Annotated in this window: 10 protein-coding genes; all 10 read left to right on the forward strand. The window is 72.2% G+C overall.

Annotated elements, in window-relative coordinates:
- Positions 1–10 precede the first annotated feature (10 nt).
- Positions 11–985 carry an AAA family ATPase gene (locus AC1VNH_RS13935; protein ID WP_483112059.1) on the forward strand — a complete coding sequence of 325 codons (975 nt, stop codon included), beginning with the start codon at positions 11–13 and terminating at the stop codon, positions 983–985.
- A complete protein-coding gene (locus tag AC1VNH_RS13940) occupies positions 982–2,193 on the forward strand; it encodes a DUF58 domain-containing protein (protein ID WP_483112061.1) in 1,212 nt (403 codons plus the stop codon). Before AC1VNH_RS13935 ends, AC1VNH_RS13940 begins: the two co-directional genes overlap by 4 nt.
- Positions 2,190–4,445: a transglutaminase-like domain-containing protein gene (locus tag AC1VNH_RS13945; RefSeq protein ID WP_483112062.1), complete on the forward strand. Its 2,256-nt coding sequence runs from the start codon at positions 2,190–2,192 to the stop codon at positions 4,443–4,445. Before AC1VNH_RS13940 ends, AC1VNH_RS13945 begins: the two co-directional genes overlap by 4 nt.
- Complete coding sequence (locus tag AC1VNH_RS13950) at positions 4,442–5,299, forward strand: PP2C family protein-serine/threonine phosphatase (protein ID WP_483112063.1); 858 nt, start codon at positions 4,442–4,444, stop codon at positions 5,297–5,299. The genes AC1VNH_RS13945 and AC1VNH_RS13950 overlap by 4 nt, the downstream gene beginning before the upstream one ends.
- Positions 5,277–6,521: an FHA domain-containing protein gene (locus AC1VNH_RS13955; protein WP_483112064.1), complete on the forward strand. Its 1,245-nt coding sequence runs from the start codon at positions 5,277–5,279 to the stop codon at positions 6,519–6,521. The genes AC1VNH_RS13950 and AC1VNH_RS13955 overlap by 23 nt, the downstream gene beginning before the upstream one ends.
- On the forward strand, positions 6,521–8,086 hold the full coding sequence (locus AC1VNH_RS13960) for a serine/threonine-protein kinase (RefSeq protein ID WP_483112065.1): 1,566 nt from the start codon (positions 6,521–6,523) through the stop codon (positions 8,084–8,086). The genes AC1VNH_RS13955 and AC1VNH_RS13960 overlap by 1 nt, the downstream gene beginning before the upstream one ends.
- Entirely contained in the window at positions 8,074–8,802 is a 729-nt protein-coding gene (locus tag AC1VNH_RS13965; RefSeq protein WP_483112066.1) for a hypothetical protein, read from the forward strand. Before AC1VNH_RS13960 ends, AC1VNH_RS13965 begins: the two co-directional genes overlap by 13 nt.
- Positions 8,799–13,217: an FtsK/SpoIIIE domain-containing protein gene (locus AC1VNH_RS13970; RefSeq protein ID WP_483112067.1), complete on the forward strand. Its 4,419-nt coding sequence runs from the start codon at positions 8,799–8,801 to the stop codon at positions 13,215–13,217. Before AC1VNH_RS13965 ends, AC1VNH_RS13970 begins: the two co-directional genes overlap by 4 nt.
- A gap of 140 nt (positions 13,218–13,357) precedes the next feature.
- Entirely contained in the window at positions 13,358–13,624 is a 267-nt protein-coding gene (locus tag AC1VNH_RS13975) for a WXG100 family type VII secretion target (protein WP_483112068.1), read from the forward strand.
- Positions 13,625–13,697: 73 nt separating this feature from the next.
- Positions 13,698–14,573 carry a hypothetical protein gene (locus AC1VNH_RS13980; protein WP_483112069.1) on the forward strand — a complete coding sequence of 292 codons (876 nt, stop codon included), beginning with the start codon at positions 13,698–13,700 and terminating at the stop codon, positions 14,571–14,573.
- The last annotated feature ends 8 nt before the right edge of the window (positions 14,574–14,581 follow it).

Consider the following 14,581-nt stretch of genomic DNA (forward strand, 5'->3'; position numbering starts at 1 on the left):
GACACAGAAGATGACAGTGACGCAGGAGCAGGCGGCGTGGTTCGCCGAGACGTTCCAACGGCTCAGCGACAACGTCGGTCAGGCCGTGCTCGGCAAGCAGGGGGTGATCCGACTCGTCCTCACGGCGCTGCTCGCCGAGGGGCACGTGCTGCTCGAAGACGCCCCCGGCACCGGCAAGACGCAGCTCGCCAAGGCGCTCGCCGCCTCCGTGCAGGGAACGAACAGCCGCATCCAGTTCACGCCCGACCTGCTGCCCTCCGACGTCACGGGCGTGACCATCTACGACCAGAAGACGCAGTCGTTCGCCTTCCACCGCGGGCCGATCTTCGCCTCGATCGTGCTGGCCGACGAGATCAACCGCGCGAGCCCCAAGACCCAGTCGGCGCTTCTGGAGGTCATGGAGGAAGGCCGCGTCACCATCGACGGGCAGACCCACGAAGCGGGACGGCCCTTCATGGTCATCGCCACCCAGAACCCGATCGAGCAGGCGGGCACGTACAAGCTGCCGGAGGCGCAGCTCGACCGCTTCCTCCTCAAGACGAGCATCGGCTACCCCGACCTCGCGGCGGCGGAGCAGATCCTCTCCGGCGCCGCGACACGGGACCGCTCCGCGGCGCTGACGCCCATCATCACGACCGCTGCGGTGGGTGAGATCGCCGACCTGCTGACGGGGATCCACGTCGACCCCGCTGTGCTCCGATTCACGGCGCAGCTCGCCGAGCAGACCCGCGCCGATGCGCACACGCGCCTGGGGGTCTCGGTGCGCGGTTCGCTCGCCATGATCCGCGCAGCGAAGGTGTGGGCCGCGGAGGAAGGTCGCACCTACGTCATCCCCGACGACATCAAGGCGCTCGCCGCACCCGTCTGGGAGCACCGCCTGGTGATGGACCCCGAGGCCGAGTTCGCAGGTGTCACCGCCGCATCCGTCATCGGTCGTGCGCTGGCCGACGTCGCAGCGCCGCAGTCGCGGACCAGCGCGGCATGATCGCGTCGGCGAGGCGCTGGGCGGCGCGATCGGCTCCGACGGCGCGACGGCTGAAGCGGCCGTTGCGCGTCGGATCCGCGCTCGGCTGGAGCCTCGCCGCGGTGACCGTCGTGGCCGCCGTCCTGGGGCTCGCGTTTGGCTGGGCCGAGATGCTCGCCGTGGCGCTGCTCGGGGCGCTGCTCATCCTCGCCGCCGTGCCGTTCGTGCTGCGCACGGCCACCTACCGGGTCACCGTGGAACTCGCGGCGAGCCGGGTCACGGTCGGCGATGCCGCCACGGGGCGGGTGCTCGTCGCCAACGCAGCGACCCGGGCCGCCCCGCCGACGCGGGTGATGCTCCCGGTGGGAGCCGCGCGCCCCGAGTTCGACGTGCCGCGGCTGCCGGTGGGAGAGGAGCACGACGAGCTGTTCCTCATCCCGACCCAGCGCCGCGCCGTGCTGACCCTCGGTCCCGTCACCTCCGTGCGCAGCGATCCGCTGGAGCTTCTGCACCGACGGGTGCGCTGGACCGAGCCGACCGAGCTCTACGTGCACCCGAGGGTGCTGCCCCTGGACGGCGACACGGCCGGACTCCTGCGGGACCTGGAGGGATTGCCCACGCGAGACCTCGCCGACGACGACGTGTCGTTCCACGCGCTGCGCGAGTACGTGCCGGGCGACGACCTCCGGCACGTGCACTGGCGATCCACCGCGCGCATCGGCTCGCTGATGATCCGACAGTTCGAGCAGACCCGACGTTCGCACCTCGTGGTCGCCCTGTCGACGCGTGCGCAGGAGTACGCGGACGAGGAGGAGTTCGAGCTCGCCGTCTCCATCGCGGGATCCGTGGGGCTGGCGGCGGTGCGCGACGGCAAGGATGTGTCACTGGTCGCGGGTGAGGCGGTGCACGCGCTCCGTTCGGGCACGCACCTGCTCGACACGCTCTCCGCCGTGGCACAGGCGTCGGCGGATCGGGGCGTGGCCGAGATGGGGCGGACGGTCGCCGCCGCGGTGCCGGGCGCCTCCGTCGTCCTGCTGGTCACCGGCGCGCTCGCAGCTCCCGCGGAGGTGCGTTCGGCATCCGTGCGCGTGCCGGTGACCGCGCGCACCCTGTGCCTGCGGGCCGCCCGCGGTGAGGATCTGTCACGCCGGATGCTGGGGGAGCTGCCGATGGTCAGCCTGCCCGAGCTGCCGGCCCTCCGCCTGGCGATGCGGGCGGTGACCGCATGAGCGTGCGGCGATCGCTCGTCGAGACGGCGACGATGCTCGCGCTCGTGCTCGTCGCCGCGGTCCCGCTGTTGTCCGCCTACGACGCGCGGGGTTTCTGGATCGCCGCCGGCGGCGGTGCCCTTCTCGGCGCCGGTCTCGGATGGGCGGGGTGGCGGTGGCGCTGGCATCCGCTGAGCCTGGCGGCGCTGACCGTCGTGGCCTACTTCGTCTTCGGCGGCGCTCTCGTGCTGCGTTCGGCATCCATCGCAGGGGTGATCCCCTCACTCGACGTCCTCGCGGCGCTCGCACTCGGCGTCGTGCAGGTGTGGAAGCAGGCGTTGACTCTGCAGACGCCGTTCCTCGGGTTCGACAACCTCCAGATCGTGCCCTATCTGGCGACGATGGTGGTGGCGGTGGTGGCGGTCAGCGTCGCCCTGCGAGCCCGCAGGCTGTACGCGCTCGCTCTGCTCGCCCCGGCGGGGCTGCTCGTTCTCGCCATCGCCTTCAGCACGTTCGCGGCGGTGCTGCCCGGCGCGGTCGGTGCGGGTGCTCTCCTGATCGCCCTGGCCTGGCTCACCGGGCGCCGGCGCGGCCAGCGGGGGAACCCGGCGGGGCAGGATGAGCCGTCGCGACCGGGCCGCATCGTCCCGATCGGCGCCATCGCCCTGCTGCTCGCCTGCTCGCTCGCGGCAGCATCGGCCGCCAGCGCGATGGTGATCGGGGACCGCCAGGTGCTCCGGGACCACGTGGTTCCCCCGCTGACCCTGCACGATTACGCCTCACCGCTCGCGTCGTATCGGAAGTACGAACGCGACGGCGCCGAGGCGCGGCTGTTCACCGTCACGGGCCTGCCTGCGGGGACCCGTGTGCGGCTCGCGACGCTCGACGCCTACGACGGCGTCGTCTACAAGGTCTCGGGCGCCGGAGGCGCGGGCTCCGGCGTGTTCTCCCGGGTGGGCCGTGAGATCGAGACGGTCCCTGCCGGTGACGAGTTCGAGGCGCAGATCGAGGTCTCCTCGTTGCGCGGCGTGTGGGTGCCGACGGTGGGCTACGCGTCGGCGATCACCTTCGAATCGGCCGGTGCCGCCGACCGGGAGGCGGCGCTGCACTACAACGCGGCGACCGGCACCGCGGTGGTGACCACCGGGCTCGACGACGGCGATGAGTACCGCCTGCGCGGGTGGCTCAGCCCCGCCCCCACCGACGAGCAGCTCGCCGCCGCGGCGGTCGAGGGCATCCGCACGCCCGCACCGGCGGCGGTCCCGGACGAGATCGCGGTGCTGTTGGACAAGGTGACGCAGGGCGCCGAGACGCCCGGTGATCAGGTGCGGGCGATCGAGGCGTACTTCCAGACGACCGGCTTCTACAGCAGCGGACTCGAGGGGCAGGTGCCGTCGCGGTCGGGCCACACCCTGGAGAGGGAGTCGGCGCTGCTGGCCGGGACGCAGATGATCGGCGACGACGAGCAGTACGCCGTCGCGATGGCGCTCATGGTCTCGCAGCTGGGGCTTCCGGTGCGGGTCGTCATGGGGTTCGAGACCGCCGGGGAGCAGACGACGACCGTCACCGGCGATGATCTCCACGCCTGGGTCGAGGTGCCCTTCCAGGGTCTCGGCTGGATCGCGTTCGACCCCACGCCCGCCAAAGACCGCGTGCCGCAGGAAGAGACGCCGCAGCAGGCGCAGAAGCCGCAGGCCCAGGTGGCGCAGCCGCCCCAGACTCCTCAGGAGCCCGCCGAACTCCCGCCGCCCGCGCCCGTGGAGGACGAGTCCGCCACCGACGCTCCCGCCGACCTCGCGTGGCTGTGGGCGACGCTGCAGATCGCCGGCCTCTCGCTGCTCGTGCTGGTCGTGCTGCTCGGTCCCTCGCTCGCACTCGCCGTCGTCAAGGCGCGTCGTCGTGCCCGTCGTCGTGCGGCCGCATCCTCGTGGGAGCGCGTCGACGGAGGATGGGCCGAGCTCGTGGACGTCGCGAGCGACGTGGGCGCGCCGGTGGGCGCGGGGGCGACACGGCGCGAGCAGGCGCGCACTCTCCAGGAGCGGTATCCGGCCGTCGCGGCGGGCGCCCTGGCGATGCGCGCGGATGCGGCGGTGTTCGGCGGCGAGGAGGTCCCGGCCGACGAGGCGAGCGCGTACTGGGACGACCTCGACGAGGCGGCGCGCGCCCTGCGCGCGGCCGTCCCGTGGCATCGGCGCCTCGTCGCTCGGTTGTTCCCGGCATCCGCTCTCGCGCGCCGTGGAGCGCGTCGGGCACCCCGATCGGCCCGCTCGTGAACGCCGTCGAGCTGTCGTGGGGAGCGGCGAGCGATCGAGGGCTGCGGCGCGCGGCGAACGAGGACGCCTATCTCGCCGCTCCGCCGCTGTTCCTGGTCGCCGACGGGATGGGCGGCCACGAGGCGGGTGCGGATGCGAGCCGGGCCGCGATCGAGGGGTTCCTCCCGCTCGTGGGCGGCGAGAGCGTGACCGTCGAGCAGATGCAGGATGCGTTCGCTCGCGCGCTCGAGCGGGTCGCGGCGATCGAGACCGACCGCTCGGCCGCGGGGACGACGCTCACCGGTGCGGCGCTGTGCGAGCAGGCGGGATCGAGCTACTGGCTCGTCGTGAACATCGGCGACTCCCGCACCTACCGCCTGGCGCGGGGGCGACTGGAGCAGATCAGCGTCGACCATTCCGCCGTCCAGGCGATGATCGATCGCGGTGAGCTCGACGAGGAGGCGTCGTCGTCGCACCCGGAGAGCAATGTCGTGACCCGGGCGATGGGGGCGGGATCCTCCGCCGCGCCCGACTACTGGCTGCTGCCGGCCGAAGCCGGAGACCGGCTGCTGATGTGCTCGGACGGGCTGACCAAGGAACTGGACTTCACCCAGATCCAGGCCGGTCTGTCGGCAGAGTCCTCGGCGCAGGCGGCGGCGACGCGCCTCGTGCACGAGGCACTGCTGCGGGGCGGGCGCGACAACGTCACCGTCGTCGTCGTCGATGCCCACCGTGTGTTGGACGACGCCGAAGCGCCGACTCTGCCGGTGGTGGACGGCGAGCTGATCGACGAGGACACGGTGCCCCGCACGCGCACGAGCGCGGGGCGTACGAGCGAGGAAGAGGACGCGGATGCTGACGTACAGCTCGGGTGACTGGCACGTGGTGGCCGCCGGCGGCAGCGTGGCGATGCTGCCCCCCGACATCGGGGCCGACACGGTGGCGCGGGTCTGGGGAGCGATGCAGGGCGCCGACGCCTTCGCGGTCGTGCTCGGCGAGCTCGTCGCGCGGGTCGGTGCGGACATGTCGGCGTTGCCGCCGTTCGTGGTGCTGGGCGTCGCCGACGGCGCTGCCCGGGTGATCGTGCGCGGCGCGACGCCGGCGAGGGTGGAGACCTCGAGCGGGCAGGTCGAGAACGTGAGCGCGCTCGGTGCGCCGACCTGGACCGACCGCACCATCGCGGGCGCGCTCGCGGTGGTGGTAGGGCCGCTCGACGAGCCCTGCGTGCTTCCTCTCGCCGACGGGGTGGCCGCAGCCTCGGCCGTGCGGTGGCTGGTGGGAGAACCTGACGCGCGACCGGTGCCGGCGCCCGAACCGGCGCGTGAACCGGCGCCTGCGCCTGCGCCTGAACCCGCGCCTGCCCCGGCGCCCACGGTGGCGGTGGAGACCCGGCTTCCGCTCGGGGAGGAGACGACGCAGACGGAAGACGTGCCGACCGACGGGTTCGAGGCGCAGGTGACGCAGCCGGAAGAGGTGCCGAGCGATCGGCCCGGAGAGGAGACCTCGGGCTACGACGATCTCATCTTCGGCGAGACGCGGATCTCGTCGGTGGAGGATGCGGCGGTGCGGGAGCCGGATCCGGTCGCCGAGGCGCTCCCACCGGGCGCACTCATCAGCGGGGTGCCGTCGGCGCCCGCGCTTCCGGCTTCGGTGCGCGGCGACCACGACGGCGAGACGATGACATCCGAGCAGTTCGCCGCTCTGCGCGCGCAGCTCGGCGATGCACGCCCGGCGACGGCGGCGCCGGCTGCACCGCCGCGCCGCACGGCGGTGCTCGTTCTCTCGACCGGCGAGCGGATCGACCTCGACCGCAGCGCCGTCGTCGGCCGCCGGCCCCGTGCGGTGCGCGCCACCGGCACCGTGCCGCACCTCGTGAGCGTCACGAGCGCCGATCGGAGCATCTCGAGCAGCCACGTCGAGCTGCGGGTGGAGGGGGAGGACGTGCTCGCCGTCGATCTGGACTCGATGAACGGGACGCGGTTGCTGCGTCCGGGCGTGGACCCGGTGCGCCTGCATCCGGGACAGCCTTCTCTGCTGGTCGCCGGCGACCGCCTGGATCTCGGAGACGGCGTCGTGTTGTCGTTCGAGGGGATCTGATGGCGGCCCGGCCTCCGTCCACTCCGCCCGCCCTGCCCGGGTTCGACCACGTCAAGCTGCTCGGACGAGGCGGCTTCGCCGACGTGTTCCTGTATCAGCAGCTGCATCCGCGTCGCCAGGTGGCGGTCAAGGTGCTGCTGAAGGACCGCCTGGGAACCACGACGGCCGAGGGCTTCGCCGAGGAGGCGAACCTGATGGCCCAGTTGGCGACGCACCCCTCGATCGTCTCGGTCTATCAGGCGGGCGTCTCCGACGACGGCCGACCCTACCTGGTCATGGAGTACTGCTCCCGACCGAACCTGCAGGTGCGTCACCGCCGCGAACGGTTCTCGGAGGCCGAGGCGCTGCGGGTGGGGGTGCAGATCGCGGGCGCCGTGGAGACGGCGCATCGTGCCGGTATCCTCCACCGCGACATCAAGCCCGCGAACATCCTCGTCACCGACTACGGTCGTCCCGCCCTCACGGACTTCGGGATCTCGGCGACGACGAGCGACGCGCTCACCGGCATGAGCATTCCGTGGTCGCCCCCGGAATCTCTGGCGGTGCCGCCGCAGGGCTTCCCCTCCTCGGACGTCTACTCGCTGGCCGCGACCCTGTTCACGCTGCTGACCAATCGCACACCCTTCGAGATCCCCGGGGCGTCGAACACCGAGCTGGACGTCATGGCGCGCATCCAGTCCATGCCGCTGCCCTCGACGGGTCGCCCGGACGTCTCGGGCGCGCTCCAGGCCGTCCTCACCAGGGCGATGGACAAGGACCCGGCGCGCCGCTACGCCTCGGCCGCGGAGTTCGCCCGTGCGCTGCAGCGCGTGCAGATCGAGCTCGGGATGCAGGCGACGCAGCTCGATGTGCTCGAGGAGGAGCTCCTCGAGGACGAGACGGATGAGGGTGAGGAGCGCACGCGGTTCCGGGGCGTCACGAGCATCGATGCGCAGAGCGTCACGTCCGCGTCGCCGCAGACGCTGCCCTCGCCGGCCGCGGTCATCCCCCCGGCGTCGCCCGCTCCCGCTCCGGTCTGGACGAATGCGTCGACTCTTCCGCCCGCACCCGCGCGCATCGCCCCGGCTCCCGTCGCGCCCGAACTCGACGCGACACTCGTGCGGGAGCTTCCCGACGTCCCGGCGTCGCCCGCCGACGGCCCGCAGCCGCGGAGACGGCGCGGGATCTGGATCGCGAGTGCCGCGGCGCTGCTTCTCGTCGTCGGGGGTGTGGGGGTGGCGATGGCCCTGGCGTCCCCGGGTGCGGCGACGCCTGTGGAGTCGGAGGCGGCGCCGCCGGCGCCCGTCGACGCGGTCGGCGAGGACGCTCCTCCCGCGGTGGCGGATCTCGCGGGGACGGCGACGGCGGACGGGGTCTCGTTCACCTGGCGCAACCCGGAGCCGGTCTCGGGGGATGTGTACCTCTGGCGTCCCGTCGTGCCCGGAGAGAGCTTCACCTTCCAGGAGACGGACCAGCCGGGCGTGACGCTCGCCGCCGACCCGTCCGGCCGGACGTGCGTGGAAGTCGTGCTGCGTCGCGCGGACGGCACGTCCGCAGCCCAGTCCGCCGAGGGGTGCGCGCCGTGACCGCGGGATTCGGGGACACGGACGACCGGGCGGTGTCGGTCGAGTACTGCGGAGAGTGGTTCGCGGTGCGCTCGGGGGATGTCTTCACCATCGGACGCGAGGCCGACCTCTCGATCGATGAGAACCCGTTCCTGCATCGGCGCCTGCTGGAGATCCGCGAGTTCGAGGGGATCTGGCTGCTTCAGAACGTCGGTGCCCGCCTGGCCGTGACCGTGACCGACGGCGGAGGCCGGCTCCAGTCCTGGCTCGCCCCCGGCGGTCGGCTGCCCCTCGTGTTCGGCCGCACCACGGTCGTGTTCACCGCCGGCCCCACGACCTACGAGGTGTCGCTGCACGTCGCCGAGCCCGTCTTCAGCGAGACCCAGCCCAGCAGCGGCGACGGCACCACGACGATCGGCGACGTCACCTTCACGCTCTCGCAACGCCAGCTCATCCTCGCTCTCGCCGAGCCGATGCTCCTTCGCGAAGGCAGCGGTATGGGAGAGATCCCCACGAGCGCCAAGGCCGCCGCCCGGCTCGGCTGGGCGATCACCCGCTTCAACCGCAAGCTCGACAACGTCTGCGACAAGCTCGACCGGATGGGCGTGCAGGGCCTGCGCGGCGGCGTGCGCTCGTACGCGACCAACCGCCGCATCCGTCTCGTCGAATACGCGATCGCGTCGCGTCTGGTGACCCGCGCCGATCTTCCGCTGCTGGATGTGGAGGCCGCCTCATGAAGCTCAAACTCACGCTGCGACGACCGAGCAGCCCCGTCGACGTCACCGTCACCGCCGACGCGACGGCGACCGTCGCGGATGTGGCACGGATGCTGCTGGTGGCCGATCCGCAGAACGGCGGTGCCGTGCCGGGCCCGGTGACGCTGTCGGTGGTCACGGCGGGTGCCGCATCCCGCACGGTCGACGCGGCAGCCTCGCTCGCCGAGTCGGGGCTGCTCTCGGGCGCCGCGGTGGACATCGTGCGCGAGAGCGCGCGCTTCACCACGAGTGATGGACGCGGCGCGACGGTGGCGACCGTGCGCGTTCTCAGCGGTCCGGATGCGGGCACGGAGTTCCCCGTGCCGTCCGGGGCGAGTCTCATCGGTCGCGACCACGGAACACCGGTGCGCCTGAGCGATCCCATGGTCTCGAAGCGACACGCGCGTCTCAACGTCGGCGACACGATCGAGATCCTCGACCTCAACTCGGCGAACGGCGTCATGGTGGGCGGCGGCCTCGTCGCGCGCGCGACACTGCAACCGAGCGACGTCGTCGTGCTGGGAGACACCTCGCTGTGCGTGGTGCGCACCCAGCTGCCCGCGACCACGACGTCGGCCTCGCAGGTCGACCATGTGCGCTCGCCGCGGGTCGTGCCCCGCTACGAGGGGGCGGACCATCCCGCCCCGAAGCCGCCGACCGTGCCGCAGCGGCAACGGTTCCCGTTCATCGCGCTCGCCGCCCCCCTGATCATGGGCGCCGTGCTGTGGGCGCTCACCCAGCAGCTGCTCGGGGTCGTGATGATGGCGATGAGCCCCATCCTGCTCGTCGGGGCGTTCGTCGATCAGTCGATGACGAGTCGGCGTCAGCTGAAGGCGCAGCGCCGGGCGTTCGATGAGGGGATGCGGGCCACCAGGGAGCGGCTGGAGACCGCCCGCGACCAGGAGCGCGCCGCCCGCTGGCAGGAGCTCCCCTCGAGCGCCGACGTGCAGGAGGACGCGCGCCGGCTCGGGCCGCTGCTGTGGACCGAGCGGACCGAGTCGCCCCGCTTCCTCCTCGTGAACGTCGGGGTCGGCTCGGATGAGGCGCGCAACCGTGTCGTGCTGCCCCCCGAGCAGGACGGCCTCGCCGACTGCTGGGAGCGCCTGATCGCGTTGCGCGACGAGTTCTCGCGTATCGAGGATGTGCCGGTCGCCGTCGACCTGGTGCGTTCCGGTTCTCTCGGCTACGCCGGTGCGCGGGGCGCCGTGCACGCGGTCGCGCGGGCGGCGCTCCTGCAAGTCGCCGCTCGCCACTCGCCGGCCGAGGTCGCGATCGCCGCGATCGTGCCGCCGGCCGCGCGCGAGGAGTGGGACTGGATGAAGTGGCTTCCGCACACCAGCTCCTCGCACAGTCCTCTGCTCGGGCCGCATCTCGCGGACACGCCCGCCGCGGCCTCGGCGCTGCTGGCGCGGATCGAGGGGCTCATCGATGCGCGCCTGGACTCGAGCGTGCCGACCCCGCGCGGTCCCCTCGACACGGCGCGCGTCGACGAACGGCCCGCGCCGGTCGTTCCGAGCGTGATCCTCCTGCTCGAGGACGGGGCTCCGCTCGACCGGGCGCGCGCGACGCGTGTCGTCGAGCGCGGTCCGGATGCGGGCGTGCATGTCGTGTGGTGTGCGCCGCGCGTGGCGCAGCTGCCTGCCGCTTGCCGGAGCTTCATCGAGGTGGACGGCGAGACGGGGGCTGCGGGGCAGGTGCGGCTGGCGGAGCGCACCTCGCCGGTGCGTCTCGAGAGCGTCGACGTGCCCCGCGCCGAGCAGCTCGCCCGACAGCTCGCACCCGTCGTGGACGTGGGAGTGCCGGAGGCCGACGATTCCGACCTGCCGCGCGCGGTCGCCTACCCGGTGTTGGCCGGGATGGACATCCTCGGCGAGGTGGACGCTGTCATCGAGCGCTGGCGGCAGAACGGCTCGCTCATCGCCCGCGACGGGCGCCCGCCGCAGCGCCGCCGCACCGAGGGCAACCTGCGGGCCGTGGTAGGGCACGCCGGCTCCGAGCCGTTCGTGCTGGATCTGCGCACGGACGGGCCGCACGCGCTCGTCGGCGGCACGACCGGCGCCGGCAAGTCGGAGTTCCTGCAGTCCTGGGTGCTCGGCATGGCCGCCGCTCACAGCCCCGACCGGCTCACCTTCCTGTTCGTGGACTACAAGGGCGGTTCGGCGTTCGCCGACTGCGTCTCGCTGCCGCACACGGTGGGCCTCGTGACCGACCTCTCGCCCCACCTCGTGCGGCGCGCGCTCACCTCGCTGCGCGCGGAACTGCGGTACCGGGAGCATCTGCTGAACGCAAAGAAGGCGAAGGACCTCGTCTCGCTCGAGAAGACGGGCGATCCGGACTGCCCGCCGAGCCTGGTGATCGTGGTCGACGAGTTCGCCGCTCTCGTGAACGAGGTGCCGGAGTTCGTGGACGGAGTGGTGGACGTCGCGCAGCGCGGGCGTTCGCTCGGACTGCACCTCGTGCTCGCCACACAACGACCCGCCGGCGTCATCAAAGACAACCTCCGCGCGAACACGAACCTGCGCATCGCGTTGCGGATGGCGGACGCCGATGACTCGGTGGACATCCTGGGCGATGCCATGGCGGCTTTCTTCGACCCCTCCATCCCCGGCCGCGGCGCCGCCAAGCGCGGCCCCGGGCGTATCACCGCGTTCCAGACGGGCTACGCCGGTGGACGGACCACGGGCGAGCCGCCGGTTCCTCGCATCGACGTCGCGGAGCTCGACTTCGGCGCGCACGCCGCGTGGGAGGCGCCTCAGGTCGAGGTCGTCGACGAGCCCGACCCGGGGCCGACCGACATCGCGCGCATCGTCGCGACGGTGCGCGCGGCGGCGGCTCGGGCGGAGGTGCCGGTTCCTCGCAAGCCGTGGCTCGACGAACTGGCCGCCGTGTACAGCTTCCGTCGCCTGCCGAACCCCCGCACCGATGAGCGCCTGCCGCTGGGAGTCATCGACGACCCGCAGGCGCAGGCGCAGCCCGCGGTGTTCTACGAGCCGGACCGTGACGGCAATCTCGCCGTGTACGGCACGGGCGGTGCCGGAAAGAGCGCGACGCTGCGCACGATCGCGGTCGCGGCAGCCGCGACGACCCGCAACGGCGGGCCGACGCACGTGTACGGGCTCGATTTCGGCTCGCGCGGTCTCAGCATGCTCGAGGCGCTGCCGCACGTGGGCGCGATCGTCGCCGGCGACGACGAGGAGCGGGTGGTGCGCACCCTGCGGATGCTGCGCGACAAGGTCGACGAGCGCGCCGTGCGCTATGCGGCGGTCAATGCCGGGTCGATCGGCGAATACCGCGCGATCGCGGCGGCGCCCGACGAAGCCCGCATCCTGCTGCTGGTCGACGGCATCGGAACGTTCAAGGAGCAGTACGAGTTCGGGCCGGCGCACCTGTCGAGCTGGTACACCGCGTTCGCGCAGATCGCCGCGGACGGACGCAGCGTCGGTGTGCATGTGATCGTGGCCGGCGACCGGCCGAACTCGGTGCCGAACTCCATCGCGTCGACCGTGCAGCGGCGCATCGTGCTGCGGATGGCGGGCGAGGACGAGTACCTCATGCTCGGAGTCCCCAAGGACGTGCTCGGCGCGTCGTCGCCTCCGGGGCGCGGCATCCTCGACGGCAACGAGGTGCAGATCGCCATCCTCGGCGAGAGCAGCAACGTCGCCGTGCAGGCCCGCGAGATGACCCGGCTCGCCGCCTCTCTCGGGCGCGCCGGGGGTGCGCGCCCCGCGCCGGTGCGACGCCTGCCCGACAGCGTGCGCCTCGACGAGCTGCCGCGGGCAGCGAGCGGGCACCTGGTCATCGGTGTGGACGACGTCGGTCTCGACGCCTTCGCGATCGAACCCGTCGGTTCCCTGCTCGTGGCGGGGCCGCCCGCGAGCGGACGCACGACAGCGCTGCGGGCGCTGCATGCGGGTCTCGGCGCGGCAGCCGGCACGCGCCGCATCCTCGTCACGCCGCGCCGGTCCGCGCTCGCGGCACTCACGTGGGACGAGGTCGCGGTGGGGGCCGATCAGGCGCTCGCGCTCGCGCAGCGTCTGAACGCCGACCTGGAGAGCGGCTCCGCGCAACGTCTCGCCGTGATCGTCGAAACGCTCCCGGAGTTCGCCGGCTCGGTTGCGGAGTACGAACTCGACCGGCTGATCCGGCTCCTCATCCGTGAAGACCAGTTCGTGGTCGGCGAGGGGGAGACCTCCACCTGGCAGCAGGCCTACACGCTCGCGGCGCCGCTGAAGGCCGGAAGGCGCGGCATCCTCCTCGTGCCCGGCGAGATGGACGGCGACACGCTCATGTCGACACCGCTCGGCCGCATCCGCCGCGTCGACTTCCCTCCCGGGAGAGGGTTCTTCATCCGCAACGGGCGCGCCACGAAGCTGCAGATCGCGCAGGCGCCGTCATGAGCGGCAGGCGTCGCGGATGGGGATTCGTGCCCATCGCCCCCGCGGGCGGTGCGCCCATAGTTTTGCCTCGAGCCGCCCGGCACGAGGCGAGCAGCCGGTCCCGAAGGTGGGCCGGAACACCGAAAGAAATGGGGTAGATCATGGCCGTTTGGGGACTCGACGTCGAACAGGTCCGGCAGCTGAGCACGCAGCTCAACCAGAAGGCGGGCGACATCGACAGCATCCTGTCGACGCTCACCAGCACCCTCAACTCGACGCAGTGGGAAGGGCCCGACGCGACCCAGTTCCGCAACGACTGGAGCGGGCAGTACACCTCCTCGCTGCGGCAGGTCTCTCAGGCGCTGCGCGACGCCGCGCAGAAGGCGACGCAGAACGCCAACGCGCAGGAGCAGACGTCCAACTCGTGACGCGCGCGGGGAGGGCGTCGCGATGCGAAGCCCTCCCCGACGGCGGACGCACCGACGGCGAAGGAGACCGGCGATGGTGATGTACGGAGCGGATGTCCAAGGACTCCGGCAGCTCGCGCAGCAGTTCGAGCAGAAGGCGGCACAGCTCGACCAGGATCGGATGACGGTCGGCAACGCGATCCAGGTGAGCGCGTGGGTCGGGCCCGTCGCGGTGCGCTTCCGCCACGAGTGGGACTCGTCGCACAGCCGCGCGGTCCACAACGCCGCCGACCGACTGCGCGACGCGGCAGCCGCGCTGCGTCGCAACGCCGACGAACAGGAGAAGACCAGCTCGGTCGGCTCGAGCTCCGGCGGGGGCGGCGGAGCGGCCGGCGGGGGGTCGACCTCCGGCGGGAGACTTCCTGATCTGCTGCGGTGGCTCGTCGACGATGTTCTGGTCGACGGAAGCGGATGGGTCAGCGAGCGAGTCGACTTCGCTGGGCTCGCGATCGATTACTTCGCGGGGACGAAGCCGCCGTTCGATCCTTGGAAGGTCTTCCCGCACGGTTCCTACGTGAGCAGTGCGCTCAAGGGCATCGGGCTGGGCGACGCGGGGGCGCGTTTCGCCGAGGCATGGAACAGTCGCGACTATTCGGGGGCGATGCTCGCTGCCGCCGATGCCGGCAGCAGCGTTCTCCCTCCCGGCCTCTCCCAGGTGTGGAGCGGTCTGAGAGACATGACGGGCTTCTTGATCCCGCTGGACGACGCCGCCAGGGACGAGCACATGACGTGGATGCAGGAACACCATCCCGGGGAGAACCTCGGCGATCGATACTCCGGTCTGCAGGGCTTCGTGAACCTCGGCAACGACAACGTCGAGCGCAAGGCTCCCTGGCTGAACCGAGCGGCCGAGACCGTGCTGGAGAAGCCCGCGAAGTGGCTCTATGACATGGGCATCAAGCTCTACTGAGGAAAGCG

It is taken from the genome of Microbacterium sp. KU4F, from assembly GCF_056868075.1.